The sequence below is a fragment of the Achromobacter sp. UMC71 genome (genome assembly GCF_014170305.1).
In the GTDB taxonomy this organism is placed as follows: Bacteria; Pseudomonadota; Gammaproteobacteria; order Burkholderiales; family Burkholderiaceae_B; genus Achromobacter.
In genome coordinates this window covers 140,699-158,112 of record NZ_LZZT01000018.1, presented here as the reverse complement: position 1 = coordinate 158,112, position 17,414 = coordinate 140,699, and the positions used below count along the sequence as shown (strand labels likewise).

The following is a 17,414-nucleotide window of genomic DNA, read 5'->3' as shown; positions in this document are numbered from 1 at the left end:
CGGCTGTCTTTTTCTTTGGCGAGAAGCCCGCCTGTGCCGCTATGCCGCTGCCTCGGCTGACGCGCAGCGCGGCGTTCAGGGCAAGCCCCCCTTTAGCCCTTCGGCCGCTTGTCGATCACGCGGCGGGCCTTGCCGGTCAGCGTGCGTTCGACATGGCCCGATTCCGACACCTGGATGCGGGCGCTGACGCCGATGTGCGTCTTGACCGCGTGCTGCAGTTGCTTGCCCAGGGCAGCGCGTTCCGCGTCCGACAGGGTCGAGAACTCGGCGCGCACTTCGGTCAGGATCTCGAGCTCGTCCATATTGCCCGAGCGCGACAGCACCAGTTGGTAATGCGGCGCAAGCTGGGCGATCTTGAGGACCAGTTCCTCGACTTGCGTCGGGAACATGTTCACGCCGCGCACGATCAGCATATCGTCGCTGCGGCCGGTGATCTTGCCGATGCGGCGCATGCTGCGCGCGGTGGGCGGCAACAAGCGAGTCAGGTCGCGGGTGCGGTAGCGAATGATCGGCATCGCTTCCTTGGTCAGCGACGTGAACACCAGTTCGCCCGGCTCGCCGTCGGCCACGGGCTCGCCCGTGTCCGGATTAATAATCTCGGCGTAGAAGTGGTCTTCCCAGACCACCGGGCCATCCTTGGTCTCGACGCACTCGCTGGCCACGCCCGGCCCCATTACTTCGGAAAGGCCATAGATGTCGACGGCATCGATGCCGGCTTCGGCTTCGATGTCGGCGCGCATCTGCCCGGTCCAGGGTTCGGCGCCGAAGATGCCGATGCGCAGCGAACTTTGACGCGGATCAATTCCCTGGCGGCGCTGTTCCTCGAGAATATTGCAGAAATAGGAGGGCGTGACCATGATGATGTCCGGACGGAAATCGTTGATCAGCTGCACCTGCTTTTCGGTCTGCCCGCCCGACATCGGGATGACGGTGCAACCCAGGCGTTCGGCGCCGTAATGCGCGCCCAGGCCGCCCGTGAACAGGCCGTAGCCGTAGGCCACGTGCACCGTGTCTCCGGGCTTGCCGCCGGCCGCGCGGATCGAGCGCGCCACCAGGTTGGCCCAGTTATCCAGGTCGTTCTTGGTGTAGCCCACTACGGTCGGCTTGCCGGTCGTGCCGCTGGACGCATGGATGCGCGAAATGCGCTCGCGCGGCACCGCGAACATGCCGAACGGATAGTTCTCGCGCAGTTCCTTCTTGGTGGTGAACGGGAACTTGGCAATATCGGACAGCTGCTTCAGATCGTCCGGATGCACGCCGGCCTCGTCGAAGGCCTTCTTGTAGTGCGGCACATTGTCGTAGGCATGCTTGACCGACCACTTTAGGCGCTCAAGCTGCAGGGCCCGCAGTTCGTCCTGGCTGGCATGCTCGATGGGGTCCAGCCCCGGCTTGCTCATGGTGTTGGACATGGTTATCTCTCTCTTGGAATTCTCTTTACACCGGTCCGGGCGGCGCGGATTCCGTCCGCGCGCGCCTCGTCCGGCGGCCTTGTCTGGGGTGGGTCGACGGGTTCAAGCTTCGGCGGGCGTGCCGACGATCTGCCCCTTGATCCGATAGGAACGGCCGCGGAACAACGCAACATTGCGGCCCTCCTGGTTGGTCACGGTGACGTCATACACGCCGGTGCGGCCGGCCAGCGAACGCTCCTGCGCCACCGCGGTCAGCAGGTCGCCCTCGAAGCCGGGCGCCAGGTAATCGATGGTGCAACCCGAGGCCACCGTGCTGACGTTGCGCGAATTGCAGGAAAAGGCGAATGCGCTGTCGGCCAGGGCGAAGATGAAGCCGCCATGGCAGGTCTTGTGGCCATTGAGCATGTCGGGACGCACCCGCATGGTCAGGCGGGCATAGCCCGGCGCCATTTCCTCGACTTTCATGTCCAGGCCCTGCGAGGCCGCGTCGCCGGCGTACATCACCGTGCCCACGGCCTGCGCCAGTTCCTGGGGATCGGTCGGCGCCTCGACGGGCGGAACGTGCGTGCTCATCATTGCCCCTTGAACTGCGGTTCGCGTTTGCCCAGGAATGCCGCCACGCCCTCGGCGTAGTCGGCGCTGCGGCCCAGCTCGCGCATCATGTCGCGTTCCAGATCCAGTTGGGTCGCAAGGTCGTTGCCCAAGCTGGCCTGCAAGGCGCGCTTGGTAAAGGCCAGGCCCTTGGTGGGCGCGCGCGAGAAATGCTGCGCCAGGTTTTCCAGCGTGGCGTCGAACGCGTCGTCGGCCACGCATTGCCAGATCAGGCCCCAGGCCTCGGCCTGGCGCGCGCTGAGCTTGTCGCCCAGCATCGCCAGTCCCATGGCGCGGGCGCGGCCCACCAGGCGCGGCAGCACGAACGTGCCGCCGGTATCCGGAATCAGGCCCAGCTTGCAGAACGACTGGATGAAGTTGGCCGATTCCTTGGCGATGACGATGTCGCCGGCAAACGCCAGATTGGCGCCCGCGCCGGCCGCCACGCCATTGACCCCCACCACTACGGGCATGGACAAGGCGTTCAGGCGGCGCACCAGCGGCGCGTAGAACTTGTCGACGGTCTCGCCCAGATCGGGCGGCGTGCCGTCGGGGGCGGGCTTGCGCTCGCTCAAGTCCTGGCCGGCGCAAAAGCCGCGGCCCGCGCCGGTCAGCACCAGCACGCGCGCGCCTTCCGTTTCGACGCGGGTCAGCGCGTCGGCCACTTCGCCGTGCATATTGGCCGTGAAGCTATTGAGCTTGTCCGGGCGGTTCAGCGTCAAACGTGCAATACCGTTGGCAAGATCGAATTGGATGTCTTGATAGCTCATGTCCGGTCTCGTGGCTTAGATGTGACGGCGGGTCTGCACCACGCGGAAGCGGTTCGAGACGAAGGCCGAGTCGGACAGTGCCGCATTGGCCGCCGGGTTGGCGCCGGTGCCATGAAAGTCGCTGAAAGCGGCGGTCTGGTTCACGAACACCGCGCCCGTCAGGTTCAGGGACAGCGACACGCCGGACTCTTCCGCCGCGTCTTGCACCTGCTCGGCCACTTCGTTGCTGGTGGTGTAGGCGGACAGCGACAAGGCGCCGTGCTGGATCACGCTGTCACGCGCCAGCTGGATGCTGTGGGCGGTGGAGTCGGTGGCCACCACGAAGGCGATCGGGCCGAACCATTCCTGGCTGATGGCGGCGTTGCCAGCCTCGGTGCGCAAGACCAGCGGCGTGCGCACACGCGCGTTCTCGAATTGCGGATGGACCAGCGTGCGGCTGTCGGCCACCACCGGCAGACCCAGCGCACGGGCCTTCTCGATGCGCTCGACAATACCTTCGTTCTGGATCGCGCCCGTCAGTTCCACGGCCTTGGCTGCGTCGGCGCCGAGCTTGTCCACGGCGGCGCCCAGGGCGGCGGCGACCTCATCGAAGCTGACCCGGCCTTCCGGCGTCTGGATGCCGTCGCGCGGCACATAGATATTCTGCGGCGCCGTGCACATCTGGCCCGAATACAGCGCCAGCGAGAACGCCAGGTTGCGCGCCACGCCCTTCAAATCGGCAGCGGAGTCGATGATCACCTGGTTGACGCCGGCCTTCTCGGTGTAGACCAGCGCCTGGCGGGCGTTGTTCTCGAGCCAGTCGCCGTTGGCGGTGCTGCCGGTGAAGTCGATGATCTTGACGGCGGGATCCAGCGCCAGTTGGCGGGCGGTGTCTTCGTTGGCGGCATGCGCGGCCAGCAGCACCACGTCCGGATCGAAGCCCGCTTCCTGCAGCACTTCGCGCGCCACCTTCACGGTGATGGCCAGCGGCAGGATCGCGCCCGGGTGCGGCTTGACGATGACGGTGTTGCCGGTCGCCAGGCTGGCGAACATGCCAGGGTAGCCATTCCAGGTCGGGAAGGTCGAGCAACCGATCACCAGCGCGACGCCGCGCGGCACCACGGTGAAATGCTTTTCCATGCGGATCGGCTCGTTCTTGCCCTGCGGCTTTTCCCAAATGGCCACGCCGGGGATGCGCGACATTTCCTGCCAGGCGTAGGCCACGGCCTCGAAGCCGCGGTCTTGCGCGTGCGGGCCGCCGGCCTGGAAGGCCATCATGAAGCCCTGCCCGGTCGTGTGCTGCACCGCGTAGGCGATTTCAAAGCTGAGCTTGTTCAGGCGCGCCAGGATCTCCAGCGACACGCCCACCCAGGCCTGCGGACCGGCGCGGCGCCAATCAGCGAGCGCGCGCTTGGACGCGGCCACCAGCTTGGCGGCCGGAACGTGGGGATAGGTAATGCCCAGGTCGAAACCGTAGGGGGACTTTTCGCCGCCCACAGTGCCATCGGCATCGTGCTGCGTCAGCGGGAACGGCTTGCCCTGCAGGGCTTCAAAGGCGGCGCGGCCGTCATCGTTGGCGGTTTCGCCGTAATTGCGGGGGCTGGGCGATTCGGCAAACGGGCTCCAGTAGCCGCGCAGGGCGGCGGCGGCCAGAGCTTGCTCCAGCAGGGCTTGGTGGCGTTCGAAGAATTTCTGGGACACTGCGTCTCTCCAAATATTGACTATTCTCTGTCCGGCCCCATCGGCCGGATCCGATGACTTGTCTCGCGACGGTCAGGTTTCCTGGTCGAAGTCGATCACCAGGCGGTCGCTGACCGGAAAGCTCTGGCAGCTCAGGATGAATCCCCGGGCCACTTCGTAATCTTCGAGGGCGAAGTTGGCATCCATATCCACTTCGCCTTCAACCACCTTGCAGCGGCAGGTGGAGCACACCCCGCCCTTGCATGAATACGGCAGCTCAATGCCTTGCGCCAGCGCCGAATCCAGCACGCTGTCCTTGTTCTTGTCGATGACGAACATGCGGCTGTGGCCGTCCTGCACCACGGTCACTTCGCACTGCCCTTTGCCGGGGGCCTGGCGGGCTTCCTGTCCGGTGCGCAGCGCGCGCGGCCCCTTCGGGGCGCCGAACAGCTCGAACTTGATGTTCGCCTTCGGGATGCCACGGGCCTGCAGATGCGCTACCACGCTTTCGGTCATGGTCTGCGGACCACAGACAAAAGCGTAGTCGATATCCTCGGGGCTCATCCAGGCCGACATCAGCTGATCGACCTTGTCGCCATCCAGGCGGCCGTTGAACAGTTCGATGTCCTGGGTCTCGCGGCTCATCACGTAGACCAGCGAGAACCGCTCCATGTACAGGTTCTTCAGGTCTTCGATCTCTTCGCGGAACAGCACGGCCGACGAGGCCCGGTTGCCGAAGAACAGCGTGAATTTGCTGTTGGGTTCGGTCGACAGCGCGGTCTTGACCAGCGAGAACACCGGCGTGATGCCGCTGCCGACCGCGAACGCCACGTAATGGCGCGCGTTTTCCGGCGAGAAATCGACGGTGAAATTGCCGGCCGGCGCCATCACTTCCAGCGTCTGGCCCGGCTGCAGCTCATGATTGGCCCAGCTGGAAAACGCGCCTTCGTCGACCTTCTTGATGGCCACGCGCAAAAGCTTGTCGCGCGGCGCCGAACAGATCGAATACGAACGGCGTAGTTCTTCGCCGTTAAGCTGCGTACGCAGCGTCAGGTACTGCCCGGGCAGAAAGGCGAATTCCTCGGCCAGCGCCTCGGGCAGGTCGAAGGTCACGACCACCGCGTCGCGCGTGTTGCGCGCCACCGAGGCCACCTTCAGGGAATGGAATTGGTTCAGGCTCATACTCGAAACCACGCTCAGTGAGTCTTGAAATAATCGAAGGGCTCGCGGCAGGCGACGCAGCGGTACAGCGCCTTGCACGACGTCGAACCGAAATTGCTGACCAGGCGCGTGTCGCGCGAGCCGCAGCGCGGGCACTCGATGGCCGGGCCGGCGGCGCGCCGGCTGATGCCCGAGATATCAATCGCCTGCTGCGCGGGAGCGGCAATGCCGTAGCCCTTGAGCGCGGCGCGCCCCTTTTCGCTCATCCAGTCAGTGGTCCAAGCGGGCGACAGGCGGGTCTCGACACGGACCTCGGCGATGCCGTGGCGCGCCAGGACTTGGCGGATGTCCTCGGTGATTTCACGCATCGCCGGGCAGCCGGAGTACGTGGGCGTGATGACGACCACGCAGGCCTCGCCGTCCCAGGACACGTCCCGCACCACGCCCAGGTCGACCACCGACAGCACGGGGATCTCCGGATCGGGGACCTCCTGCAGCCAGGCGTAGACCTGGTCGACGTCAACGGGCGCCAGCGCGTTCACCAGGTGGCTCCCGGATAGGCGCGCGGCAGGAATTGCATTTCGGCCAGCAGGTAGCCGAGATCTTCGGTGTGCTTGCCCTGGCGGCCGCCGCGGTAGGCCAGGTGGTTGGCGGCTGCCGCGTCGGGCACCGTCAGCGTGGCTTCTTGAAGCACTTCGCGCACATGCTGTTCCCAGGGTTCGCGCAGCGCGGCGAGCTCACAGCCGATGCCGCGCGCCGCCATGTCCTGGTCGATCGCGTCATCAGCGAAAAGTTCGCCGGTGAAGCGCCAGGCGTCATCGATGGCCGCCTGCATCCGGGCATGGCTGACTTCTGTGCCGTCACCCAGGCGCACCACCATGTCGGACGAGCGCCGCACGTGGTAGGTGACCTCTTTGAGCGACTTGGCGGCAATGGCGGCCACGCGATCGTCCGAGGACTCGGCCAGGCGTTGCAACAGGAAGTAGTGCCACACGTCGAACAGGAACTGGCGCGCCATGGTGTCGGCGTAGTTGCCGTTGGGCCGTTCGACCAGCAGCGGATTGTGGAACTGATGGGCGTCGCGCAGGTAGGCCAGCGCGTCTTCGTCGCGGCCGGCGCCTTCGACCTCGCCGGCCAGCGTCAGCCACATGCGGGCCTGGCCCAGCAGGTCCAGCGCGGTGTTGGTCAGCGCCAGGTCTTCTTCCAGGATGGGACCGTGCCCTGTCCAGGCGCCCAGCCGCTGCGACAGGATCAGCGAGCTGTCGCCCAGGCGCAGCAGGTATTCAAAGAATGTCTTGTCCATGTCTCCCCCGCCGCCTTACATGTGCTTGATTTCTTCGGGCATCGGGAAAAACGTGGGATGCCGATAGACCTTGCTGTTGGCCGGTTCGAACAGGGGATCCTTGTCGCCGGGACTGCTGGCCGAGATATCGGCGGCGCGCACGACCCAGATGCTCAACCCTTCGTTGCGGCGGGTGTAGACGTCGCGGGCGTGATTGATCGCCATTTCCGCGTCCGGGGCGTGCAGGCTGCCCACGTGCTTGTGCGCCAGGCCGTGCTGGCTGCGGATGAACACTTCCCACAGAGGCCAGTCTTTGCTCATGATGGATATCCTTGAATGCCGGGCGCGCGGCGCCCGGGTATGAATAGATGTCAGGTGGAAATGCCGGGCTGGGCCCAGCCGGACTCAGGCGGCCTTGCGCTCGGCTTGCTTGTCGGCGTAGGCGACCAGCGCGTCGCGCACCCAGGCGCCGTCTTCGTGCGCCTTGACGCGCGCGGCCAGGCGTTCGCGGTTGCAGGGGCCATTGCCCTTGAGCACCGCATAGAACTCGGACCAATCGATCTCGCCGAAGTCGTAGTGGCCGCGTTCGGCGTTCCACTTCAGTTGCGGATCGGGCACGGTCAAGCCCAGGTACTCGGCCTGGGGCACGGTCTGGTCAACCATCTTCTGGCGCAGTTCGTCGTTGGAGAAGAGCTTGATCTTCCAGGCCATCGACTGGGCGCTGTTGGGCGAGTCGGCATCGGACGGGCCGAACATCATCAGCGCCGGCCACCACCAGCGGTTCAGGGAGTCCTGCACCATGGCCTTCTGTTCGGGCGTGCCGTGCAGGCACATCTGCATCAGCAGGTCGTAGCCCTGGCGCTGGTGGAAGGACTCTTCCTTACAGACGCGCACCATGGCCCGCGCATAGGGGCCATAGGAACAACGGCACAGCGGGATCTGGTTGATGATGGCCGAGCCGTCGACCAGCCAGCCGATCATGCCGATGTCGGCCCAGCTGAGCGTGGGGTAATTGAAGATGCTGGAGTACTTGGCGCGGCCGGCGTGCAGATCGTCGATCAGGTCGTCGCGCGACACGCCCAGGGTTTCGGCGGCGCTGTACAGGTACAGGCCATGGCCGGCTTCGTCCTGGACCTTGGCCAGCAGGATGGCCTTGCGCTTGAGCGACGGCGCGCGCGTGATCCAGTTGCCCTCGGGCAGCATGCCGACGATTTCGGAGTGCGCGTGCTGCGAGATCTGGCGCACCAGCGTCTTGCGGTAGGCGTCGGGCATCCAGTCCTTGGCCTCGATCCGCACGCCATCGTCGATACGGCGCTGGAACGTCTGTTCCCGGCCTTCGAGCTGGTCCGCGGTCTTGACCTGCTTGACACCGGTTTCGACGAGTTGAGCGTACATGGTTGTCTCCTTGAGACGGTTTGCGCAAACGCAAAGCAAACGCCGCGCAGTGCCGTCATGTCATAGGTGGATTATTTAATACAAAAAAACCATTGTCAAACTCAAATCTGTATCACATTAGATTTATGTATCATATCGAGGATCCCGATACCGGCCGCTTGCGGCCCCCCTTATGGCAAACCCTCAGTCGCCCCTGGACCGTTACCTGTCACGCCTGATCAAGAATGATCCGCCGCGGGCCAAATCCCTCTGCGTGAGCCTGCTGGGAGACGCGTTGACGCTGCACGGTGGCGCCATCTGGCTGGGCGACCTGATCGAGCTGCTGGCGCCGCTGGGCATCAACGAGCGCCTGCTGCGCACCAGCGTGTTCCGCCTGGTGGCGCAGAACTGGTTGCAGTCCGAACGCCACGGCCGGCGCAGTCTCTACCTGATCTCCGAACACGGCGCGCGCCATACCGCCCACGCCTCGCAGCGCATCTACGAAGGCGCGCCACGCGAATGGCATGGGGAATGGACGCTGGTGGCGCTGCCGCGCACCGGCAACGGCCTGGCCGAGCGCGCCGAATTGCGCCGCGAACTGGTCTGGGAAGGTTTCGGCATGATCGCGCCGGGCCTGTTCGCCCATCCGCACACCGAAGCGCGCGCCGCCCACGAAATCCTGGAAAAGTTGGGCATTCCCGACCGCGCCCTGGTGCTGTCGGCGCGCGACCTGGCCGGCGCGGGCGGCCTGCCCATCGCCAGCCTGGCGTCGCAATGCTGGAACCTGGACGACGTGGCCGAGCAATACCGGCAATTCATCAAGAATTTCGGGCCGCTGGAAAAGCTGCTGGAAGACGCCCCGGCGCCCGCCGAGGCCTTCATCGCGCGGGTGCTGCTGCTGCACAGCTGGCGCCGGATCGTGCTGCACGATCCCCAATTGCCCGCCGCCATGCTGCCCGGGAACTGGCCGGGCCATGCGGCGCGCGAGCTCTGCGGCCGCATCTACTGGCGGGTCTTCGACGCCTCCGAGGCGCATCTGGATGCCCTGGCCGGCAAGGACAACGACCGCTACACGCCGCTGACGGCCGAAGGCGATTCGCGCTTCGGTGGACGGCCGCAAGCCGCCTGACGCGCAGGCGGTAAAGATTCAACGGTAAGAAAACACCCCCGGCGGCTCAGTCCGTGGCGGATGGCGGCGGTATTGTCACGCCCAGATCCCGCACCAGGCATTCCCCTGCCGCCTCGCGGCCCGCGCCCGGCGCTTCCAGTCCGCGCGCCATGGCAATGAAGCACAGCGTCCAGCGCGCCCGCAGCGGCCGACCCAAGGCCAGGCCGGAATCCGCGTCGATGCCACTGGGTACATCCAGCGCCAGCACCGGCGCGCCGCTGGCGTTGACGCGGTCGGCCAGTGTCTGCCACGACGCGCCCAGCGGACGATTCAAGCCGATGCCGAACAGGCCATCGATGATCACGGCGTAATCCAGGAGATCCGGCAAGGCGTCCAGCGATCCGCCGCCCGCGTCGCGCCAGTTGCGCCAGGCACGTGCGGCGTCGGGCGGCAACGCGTCCGGGCCCGCCGGCATATGCAGGTCCACCGCGTATCCGCGAGCCAGGAGGCCCGTGGCGGCGGTCAACGCATCGCCGCCGTTGTTGCCCGGGCCGGCCAGCGCCAGCACCCGGGCCGGGGGCGCGAACCGCGCCGCGATGAAATCGGCCGCAGCTAAACCCGCGAGGGGCATCAGTTCCCGCCCCTGCGACAACGCCAGCCTTTCGGCATGGCGTATCCGGGCAACGGAAAAGGATGGCATCGCTTACACCTTGAGGAAGTGCTCGCGGTAGTACTTGAGTTCGTCGATCGACTCGTAGATGTCGGCCAGCGCTTCGTGGCGGCTTTTCTTCTCGAAACCCTTGTAGACCGCGGGTGCCCAGCGGCGCGCCAGTTCCTTCAGCGTGCTGACATCCAGGTTGCGGTAGTGGAAGAACTGTTCCAGGCGCGGCATGTAAGCAAACATGAAGCGGCGATCCTGGCTGATGGTGTTACCGCACAGGGGCGACTTGCCTGCCGGCACGTGCTGCGCAAGAAACGCCAACAGCGTATCCTCTGCTTGCGCCTCGGAAATCGTCGATGCCCGCACCTTGTCGATCAGGCCGCTTTTGCCGTGGGTGGACTTGTTCCAGTTGTCCATGGCGTCAAGCTGGCTGTCGGACTGGTGCACGACCAGCACGGGGCCTTCGGCCACCACGGTCAGGTCGGCCTCGGTCACCACCACGGCGACCTCGATGATGCGTTCTTTTTCAGGGTCCAGGCCGGTCATTTCCATGTCCAGCCAGACCAGGCGATTTTCGTTCACAGCCATATAATTTGCCTATAAAACACGCGATTTTCGCACATACCTACTTGAGCCCGCTGCATTGCCCATGTTCACACTGCTGTTCGTTGCCTTCCTGCTGACCGATATCGCCGTGCGCATGTGGCTGGCTACCCGGCAGATCCGCCACGTGGTGCGCAACCGTGACCGGGTACCCGCCGAATTCTCTCACCGTATCGGCTTGTCCAACCACCAGCGCGCGGCGGATTACACCGTGGCGCGCGTCAAGCTGGGCATGCTGGAACGCACTTACGATGCCATCCTGCTCGTTTGCCTGACCCTCATGGGCGGGCTGCAATACATCGACCTGATGATAAGCCAGGTGACCCAATACGACCTGCTGCGCCAGGTGCTGCTGGTGGTGACAGTCATCGTGCTGCTGGGCCTGTTCAGCCTGCCCTTCACCGTGTGGCGGCAATTCCGGCTGGAAGCGCGTTTCGGCTTCAACCGCATGACGCCCGAGCTGTTCATCATGGACGCCGCCAAGGGCATCGGGCTGACTGCCGTGCTGGGCCTGCCGCTGATTGCCGCCGTGATCTGGATCATGGGCAGCGCCGGCGCCTACTGGTGGATCTGGGCCTGGGCGCTATGGTCGGTCTACAGCCTGATGATGCAGGTCATTTTCCCGACGGTCATCGCGCCGGTCTTCAACAAGTTCACCCCGTTGTCCGACCCCGATCTGATCGAACGCATCCATCACCTGGCCAAGCGCTGCGGCTTTTCGCTCAAGGGCCTGTTCGTCATGGACGGCTCGCGCCGCTCGGCCCACGGCAACGCCTACTTCACCGGCTTCGGGCGGTCGCGCCGCATCGTGTTTTTCGACACCTTGCTGGCACGCCTGAATGCCGACGAGATCGAAGCCGTGCTGGCGCATGAACTGGGCCACTTCACCAAGCACCACATCACCCGGCGCATCGTGCTGAGCTTCGGCGCGGCGCTGGTGTTCTTTGCCTGCCTGGGCTGGATCGCCCAACAGCCCTGGTTCTACGAAGGGCTGGGCGTCCTGCCCCAGCTGGGCGGACGCAACGACGCCATGGCGCTGTTGCTGTTCCTGCTGGTCATGCCCGTCTTCACCTTCATCTTCACGCCGCTTGCCAGCCTGCTCTCGCGCCGCGACGAGTTCGAAGCCGACCGCTACGCGGCCGAACAAAGCTCGCCGGACCGCCTGGTTTCCGCCCTGGTCAAGCTCTACGACGACAACGCCACCACCCTTACCCCCGACCCCGTGCACTCCGCCTTCTACGATAGCCATCCTCCCGCCGCCGAGCGCATCCGCCACCTGATGGCGACTGCCGCATGAGCCTGTCCGACCGCTCCAAGGCAAGCTTCGCGCATGCGCCGCAAGATAGCGGCGCGCCCGCCGACGCCGCCAACGAAGGCCGCATCATTGCGGCCCACGGCCGCCACTACACGGTCGAGCTGGCCGATGGCAGCCTGCGCAAGTGCTTCCCGCGCGGCAAGAAGGCCGGCGCGGCGGTGGGCGACCGGGTCCGCATCACGCCTCAGGGGCAGGACGAAGGCGCCATCGACGCCATTCTGCCGCGACGCAACCTGCTGTACCGCTCGGACGAAATGCGATCCAAGCAATTCGCGTCCAACGTCGACCAGCTCCTGATCGTCGTCGCGGTCCAGCCGACCTTCTCCGACGACCTGACCGGCCGCGCGCTGGCCGGCGCCTGGAGCGCGGGCATCGCCCCGCTGATCATCCTGAATAAGACCGACCTCGTGGACGCCCTGCCCGCGGCCCGCGCCCGCCTGGCGCCGATCGCGGCGCTGGGCGTGGACATCGTCGAACTAAGCGCGCTGGAACCTGAAAAGGTCCACACCGAGCTGGCGCCGCGCCTGGCGGGCCGCACCAACCTGCTGCTGGGACAAAGCGGTATGGGCAAGTCCACGCTGCTGAACGTGCTGGTGCCCGACGCCCTGGCCGCCACCCGCGAACACTCGACGGCGCTGGACATGGGCAAGCACACCACCACCAGCACCCGCCTGTATCACCTGCCCGCACCGGGCGGCGACCTGATCGACTCGCCCGGGTTCCAGGCCTTTGGCCTGCAGCACCTGACGCGCGAAGACATCATCCGGGGCTTCCCGGAATTCACCAAGCCGATCGAATCCTGCCGTTTCTACAACTGCACCCACCGCCACGAGCCGGGCTGCGGCGTCGTCGCGGCACTGCAGGCAGGCGCTATCGATCCGGCCCGCTACGCGCTGTATCAGCGCATTCTGGAAGAAAACCTGGCGGGCCAGCAGCGCTACTGACCGCAGGGTGCCAGGGGCTTGAGGCCCCTGCCCCGCGACAGGCGCGCCGCTCGCGGCTTGGCGTCAGCGCGGCGGCAAGCCGTTGCGCAGCAGGTGGTAAAGGTTGCGCAACATGCCCGCCGTGGCGCCCCAGATGAAGTGCCGGCCATAAGGCATGCCGTAGTACTGGCGCACCCGGCCATCGTCCAGGCGCGCCTCGTACAGGCGGTGGTTCGCCGGATCCATGAGGAACGACAGCGGCACTTCGAACACCTCGGCCACCTCGAACGCGTCCGGCGCCAGTTCGAAGCCGGGCGTCACCAGCGACACAACGGGGATGATCGAAAAACCCGTGGCGGTCAGGTAGGGCGGCATGCTGCCCAGAACCTCGACGTGATTGGCCGGCAGACCGGTTTCTTCCTGCGCCTCGCGCAGCGCCGCGGCAATGGGCGTGGCGTCGCTGGTTTCGATACGTCCGCCCGGAAAGCTGATCTGGCCCGCATGGTCATGCAGATGGGCGGCGCGCTGCGTCAGCATGATGTGGACCCCATCATTGCGGGTGACCAGCGGAATCAGCACGGCTGCGGGCACCGGCACGCCCTCGCGTCCGGGATAACGCAGGTCATTGTCGCGCGACAGCTCCAGCGTCCAGGTAGAGGGCTGGTTGAGCGTGCCGCGCAGAAGATCTGGCGTCAATAGATTGGCGGGCAGCGCCGGCAGGGATTGATTGGCGATGACCCAGGGCTGCGACGCCGGATCGAATCCGGGACGCGCCAGTGGCCGACGAGGCCGGCCAGAAGACGAGGAATCAGACATTCGGCTTTTCAAAAAGAAAAAGGCACCCTCGCAGGTGCCTTTTTAACCCGGAAACCCGTGCCGAACGAAAACGCTGGATGGCGTGTGCGTCCGACACTGGTAGGGCCGTGTGCCGATAAGCGATCAAGCCGCCGAGGCTTGCTTGCTGACCAGCTTTTCCTTGATACGCGCCGACTTGCCCGAGCGGTTGCGCAGGTAGTACAGCTTGGCGCGGCGCACGTCGCCGCGGCGCTTGACTTCGATGCCGGCGATTTGCGGCGAGTACAGCTGGAACGTACGTTCCACGGCTTCACCCGACGAAATCTTGCGCACGGTGAACGCGGAGTTCAGGCCGCGATTGCGCTTGGCGATAACGACGCCTTCGAAGGCCTGCACGCGCTTGCGGGTGCCTTCAACGACGTTCACGCTCACGATGACGGTGTCACCGGGGGCAAATTCAGGCTTGGCTTGGCCGCCGGTCAGGCGGGCAATCTCTTCCTGTTCCAGGATAGCGATAAGGTTCATGAGAACTCCTAGATCATCATGTCTTTGCGGACTAAAACGCTTTGCCGTGTTTTACCGTTCTATGTTGGTTAGGCCTGATACCAGGGGTTTGTCCCCCAGGGGCATACCCCAGACATGCTGGGTTTCTACCCCTCAGCCTTGTACCGCAAGCAGAGGATGAGATTTGGCAAACCAATGATTCTACACCAAAAATTGGCTAGGGCGTCAGGTAACATGGCGGCCTGACCGCAGGTTTGCGGTACCCTAGCAGTTCCTGTAACAAACACGTCACAAGACGCTGTACTCCCCCATGTCGTATTCGTCCCTGATACTGGTCGTCCTGGCGGCGATGGCCCACGCCACGTGGAATCTCCTAGCCAAGCGCGCGGCCATGGTGGGCGCCCCCTTCGTATTCGCCTACGGGCTGTGCGCCTCGGTGCTGTATGCGCCCTGGGTGGTGTGGGTACTGCTGCATGACGGCATGACGTGGACCTGGCCCGTAGTGGGCGCCATCCTGACCTCCAGCTTGTTGCATCTGGGCTACAGCCTGTGCCTGCAACGGGGTTACCAGGTGGCCGATCTGTCGGTGGTGTACCCCATCGCTCGCGGCACCGGCCCCCTGCTCTCGACCACCGGCGCCTTCCTGTTGCTGCGTGAACCCGCAACGGGCACCGGTATCGCCGGCATGCTGTGCGTGGTGATCGGGGTGCTGCTGATTGCTACCCAGGGAAGGCTGTCCATTTTTCGCAATGCCCAGGCCTGGATAGGCGTGCGCTGGGGCATGGTGATCGGGCTGTTCATCGCCGCGTACACCGTGGTGGATGCCTATGGCGTGAAGGTGCTGCTGATCAGCCCGGTGCTGTTCGACTGGTTCACCTGCGTTACCCGCACGACCATGATGACGCCGCACATGCTGCGCCGGCGCACCCAGGCCTGGGAATCCATGCGCGGCCACTGGCACCTGGCGCTGGCGGTGGGGCTGCTGTCGCCGTTGGGGTACATCCTGGTGCTGTATGCCTTGCGCAACGGCGCGCCGCTGAGCCTGGTTGCCCCCGCCCGGGAAATGTCGATGATGCTGGGCACCCTGGCCGGCATGTTCCTGCTACGCGAAAAGGTGGGCCCAGGCCGTCTGGCAGGCTGCTTGTCGATTCTGGCGGGCGTGGTGCTGCTGGGTTCGACCTGAACCTGCGGCCACGCGCCAGGCGCCGAACGCCGGGAATCCGCTCAAAATCCGCCGGCAGCGCCCAGCCACATCAGCGCGGGAATCATTGCGCCCCAGGCCAGCACCAGCACCACGTCCAGCACCATGCTCTTGACGCTGACCTGATCCGACACCGGTTCGACCGTGGCGTTGCCCAGGCTGCGCTCGCGCGGGGTCCGGGTCAGGTTGCCCGCGGCGTTACCCGCGGCGGGCGCCACCACATCAGCCGACGCCGGCGGGAACGGCCACTTGCCTGGCAGGGTGCCGGTACGGCTGCCCTTGCCTGTCTCGGCATCGGCCGAGGCCACCCCGGCCGGCGCGATGCCGCCGGCGCCCAGCACACTCGAGCCCGTTGACCGGCCCGCCGGCCCCGGCGTAGCCGTCCAGGGCATGGCCAGCCCGGTGAAGCGGGCACTGAACGCCCGAACGCGTTGCGCGGCGCGGCGCAGCGGCGTCAGCGATACGGCAGCAAGATCGTCCGGCAGGACAGAGAGTTGAGCGGTGTTCATGGGAACTCCTTGGTAGCGCGGTAAAAACGACAGTCAGAATCGACGGGCAACGACAACGGATAAACCGGGCGGACGACAAGGGCCGTCCGGAGCCGCGGCGTCAGTCAAACAGTGACAGCTGCCCGGCAGCCATGGCGCGCCATTGGCGTTCACCGCGCCCAAAGGCGCCGGCCATCGGCGCGGCACTGGAAAAAGGGACCCCTGAAGACGCTTTCGCGCCAGCCGGGGATAGGGAAACGGGGGCATCGGCCGCGCTTGCGGCCGCAGCGAACAAGGATGCGGAGCCGCCCGCCGCCAGGGGCGGCTGAAAGCGGTCGGTATCGAGCGCCAGGCGGTGGCGGTTCAGGCCCAGCTTGCGCGTGGCTACCGCAAAGCGCTGGCGCAGCAGGTCGGCCCAGATGCCGGTGCCGCGCATACGCGAGCCGAAGTTGGGATCGTTACGGCGGCCATTGCGCAGGTCTTCGATACGGTGCAGCACACGCTGGGCGCGGTCCGGGTAGTGCGCGTTGAGCCAGTCCTCGAACAGGGTTTTGACTTCCCAGGGCAACCGGATGACCGTGTAGCTGGCGTAGTGCGCGCCGGCCGCCTTGGATTCCTGGAGGATGTGTTCCATGGCGTCGTCGTTGATGAACGGGATCACCGGCGCCACCAGCACGCCCACTGGCACGCCGGCGGCGGTCAGGTTGCGCACGGCTTCCAGGCGGCGCCAGGGGGCGGCAGCCCGCGGCTCCAGCGTACGGGCCATGCTGGCATCCAGCGTGGTGATGCTCATGTAGACCACCACCAGCTTCTGTTCGGCCAGCGCGGCCAGCAGGTCCAGGTCGCGGGCGACCAGCGCGTTCTTGGTGACGATGGTGACCGGATGCCGGGTTTCCAGCATCAGTTCGAGCATGCCGCGCGTCAGGCGCCAATCGCGCTCGATGGGCTGGTAGGCGTCGGTGGCCGAGCCGATATTGATGGGTGACGGCTTGTAGCCGGGCCGACTGATTTCGGCGCGCAGCGCCTGCACGGCATTGGCCTTGGCCACCAGGCGCGTTTCGAAGTCCAGCCCGGGGGAATAGCCCAGGTAGGAATGCGTGGGCCGGGCGTAGCAATAGACGCAGCCGTGTTCGCAACCGCGGTAGGGATTGACCGCCACGTCGAAGGGAATGTCGGGCGAATCGTTACGCGACAGGATCTTGCGGGCCTCTTCGGCCGTGACGGTGGTCTTGGGGGCCGCGGGCGCCACGCGGGCGTCGGGCAGGATGGGAATGACTTTAGGGGAAATATCGGGGACAGCATCAACGAAGTCAGCCGGGAGACCCGAAGAGGACCAGCCGTCGTCGACCTGCACGCGGTCATCGCGCTGAAAGCGATGCCGAACATTAGTAACCGCACCCCGACCGCGCAAGGCGGCGGGGGCGGCAGCCGGGGACCCAGAACCGGCGGGAAAAGAATGATCGGTGCGTGCCATGAAAACTACTGTACAAAAACACAGTGGTTTTGACAAGCACCAAAAGCCTTTTCGTAAGACAGCCCCACTTTACCGCAAGACGAAGACGGCGTCCGG

Annotated in this window: 19 protein-coding genes; 4 read left to right on the top strand and 15 right to left on the bottom strand. The window is 65.5% G+C overall.

Going from position 1 to position 17,414, the window contains the following annotated elements:
* Positions 1-92: 92 nt before the first annotated feature.
* From paaK to paaA, 9 genes are all read right to left on the bottom strand, one after another.
* On the bottom strand, positions 93-1,409 hold the full coding sequence (gene paaK, locus A9974_RS09930) for a phenylacetate--CoA ligase PaaK (protein WP_183003926.1): 1,317 nt from the start codon (positions 1,407-1,409) through the stop codon (positions 93-95).
* 102 nt (positions 1,410-1,511) lie between these two features.
* Positions 1,512-1,982 (bottom strand): hydroxyphenylacetyl-CoA thioesterase PaaI, encoded by a 471-nt coding sequence (gene paaI, locus A9974_RS09925; RefSeq protein WP_183003925.1) that lies wholly within the window; start codon positions 1,980-1,982, stop codon positions 1,512-1,514.
* On the bottom strand, positions 1,982-2,770 hold the full coding sequence (gene paaG / locus A9974_RS09920) for a 2-(1,2-epoxy-1,2-dihydrophenyl)acetyl-CoA isomerase PaaG (protein ID WP_183003924.1): 789 nt from the start codon (positions 2,768-2,770) through the stop codon (positions 1,982-1,984). Before paaG ends, paaI begins: the two co-directional genes overlap by 1 nt.
* A 15-nt stretch (positions 2,771-2,785) precedes the next feature.
* The gene (paaN, locus tag A9974_RS09915; RefSeq protein ID WP_183003923.1) at positions 2,786-4,450 is read right to left on the bottom strand and encodes a phenylacetic acid degradation protein PaaN; all 1,665 of its coding nucleotides are present in this window, start codon (positions 4,448-4,450) and stop codon (positions 2,786-2,788) included.
* 72 nt (positions 4,451-4,522) lie between these two features.
* Positions 4,523-5,611 carry a 1,2-phenylacetyl-CoA epoxidase subunit PaaE gene (paaE, locus tag A9974_RS09910; RefSeq protein ID WP_183003922.1) on the bottom strand — a complete coding sequence of 363 codons (1,089 nt, stop codon included), beginning with the start codon at positions 5,609-5,611 and terminating at the stop codon, positions 4,523-4,525.
* Positions 5,612-5,625: 14 nt separating this feature from the next.
* A complete protein-coding gene (paaD, locus tag A9974_RS09905) occupies positions 5,626-6,135 on the bottom strand; it encodes a 1,2-phenylacetyl-CoA epoxidase subunit PaaD (RefSeq protein ID WP_220805908.1) in 510 nt (169 codons plus the stop codon).
* Entirely contained in the window at positions 6,129-6,893 is a 765-nt protein-coding gene (gene paaC, locus A9974_RS09900) for a 1,2-phenylacetyl-CoA epoxidase subunit PaaC (RefSeq protein ID WP_183003920.1), read from the bottom strand. The genes paaD and paaC overlap by 7 nt, the downstream gene beginning before the upstream one ends.
* A 15-nt stretch (positions 6,894-6,908) precedes the next feature.
* The gene (paaB, locus tag A9974_RS09895) at positions 6,909-7,193 is read right to left on the bottom strand and encodes a 1,2-phenylacetyl-CoA epoxidase subunit PaaB (protein ID WP_175195307.1); all 285 of its coding nucleotides are present in this window, start codon (positions 7,191-7,193) and stop codon (positions 6,909-6,911) included.
* 84 nt (positions 7,194-7,277) lie between these two features.
* Complete coding sequence (gene paaA, locus A9974_RS09890) at positions 7,278-8,267, bottom strand: 1,2-phenylacetyl-CoA epoxidase subunit PaaA (RefSeq protein WP_183003919.1); 990 nt, start codon at positions 8,265-8,267, stop codon at positions 7,278-7,280.
* 172 nt (positions 8,268-8,439) lie between these two features.
* Here paaA and paaX point away from each other — a divergent pair, with 172 nt between their 5' ends.
* Complete coding sequence (gene paaX, locus A9974_RS09885; protein ID WP_183003918.1) at positions 8,440-9,375, top strand: phenylacetic acid degradation operon negative regulatory protein PaaX; 936 nt, start codon at positions 8,440-8,442, stop codon at positions 9,373-9,375.
* A gap of 46 nt (positions 9,376-9,421) precedes the next feature.
* Here the strand turns inward: paaX and A9974_RS09880 are convergent, their stop codons facing one another.
* Positions 9,422-10,054, bottom strand: coding sequence for an NAD(P)H-hydrate epimerase (locus A9974_RS09880; RefSeq protein WP_183003917.1), 633 nt, complete (start codon positions 10,052-10,054; stop codon positions 9,422-9,424).
* Between the two features lie 3 nt (positions 10,055-10,057).
* A complete protein-coding gene (gene orn / locus A9974_RS09875) occupies positions 10,058-10,603 on the bottom strand; it encodes an oligoribonuclease (protein ID WP_183003916.1) in 546 nt (181 codons plus the stop codon).
* A gap of 61 nt (positions 10,604-10,664) precedes the next feature.
* Here orn and A9974_RS09870 point away from each other — a divergent pair, with 61 nt between their 5' ends.
* Positions 10,665-11,915 carry a M48 family metallopeptidase gene (locus A9974_RS09870; RefSeq protein WP_183003915.1) on the top strand — a complete coding sequence of 417 codons (1,251 nt, stop codon included), beginning with the start codon at positions 10,665-10,667 and terminating at the stop codon, positions 11,913-11,915.
* Positions 11,912-12,877 (top strand): ribosome small subunit-dependent GTPase A, encoded by a 966-nt coding sequence (gene rsgA / locus A9974_RS09865; protein ID WP_220805902.1) that lies wholly within the window; start codon positions 11,912-11,914, stop codon positions 12,875-12,877. The genes A9974_RS09870 and rsgA overlap by 4 nt, the downstream gene beginning before the upstream one ends.
* Before the next feature lie 63 nt (positions 12,878-12,940).
* Here rsgA and A9974_RS09860 read toward each other — a convergent pair whose 3' ends face one another.
* Positions 12,941-13,672, bottom strand: a complete 732-nt coding sequence (locus tag A9974_RS09860; protein ID WP_183003914.1) for a CoA pyrophosphatase — start codon at positions 13,670-13,672, stop codon at positions 12,941-12,943.
* A 123-nt stretch (positions 13,673-13,795) separates the two neighbouring features.
* Complete coding sequence (gene rplS, locus A9974_RS09855) at positions 13,796-14,176, bottom strand: 50S ribosomal protein L19 (protein WP_006218237.1); 381 nt, start codon at positions 14,174-14,176, stop codon at positions 13,796-13,798.
* Positions 14,177-14,465: 289 nt separating this feature from the next.
* On the opposite strand from rplS, the gene A9974_RS09850 reads away from it, so the two are divergent.
* Positions 14,466-15,338 (top strand): DMT family transporter, encoded by an 873-nt coding sequence (locus A9974_RS09850; protein ID WP_183003913.1) that lies wholly within the window; start codon positions 14,466-14,468, stop codon positions 15,336-15,338.
* 41 nt (positions 15,339-15,379) lie between these two features.
* Here the strand turns inward: A9974_RS09850 and A9974_RS09845 are convergent, their stop codons facing one another.
* Together A9974_RS09845 and A9974_RS09840 are read right to left on the bottom strand one after the other, a co-directional pair.
* Positions 15,380-15,865: a hypothetical protein gene (locus tag A9974_RS09845; RefSeq protein WP_183003912.1), complete on the bottom strand. Its 486-nt coding sequence runs from the start codon at positions 15,863-15,865 to the stop codon at positions 15,380-15,382.
* Positions 15,866-15,965: 100 nt separating this feature from the next.
* Entirely contained in the window at positions 15,966-17,318 is a 1,353-nt protein-coding gene (locus A9974_RS09840; RefSeq protein WP_183003911.1) for a PA0069 family radical SAM protein, read from the bottom strand.
* Positions 17,319-17,414 lie beyond the last annotated feature (96 nt).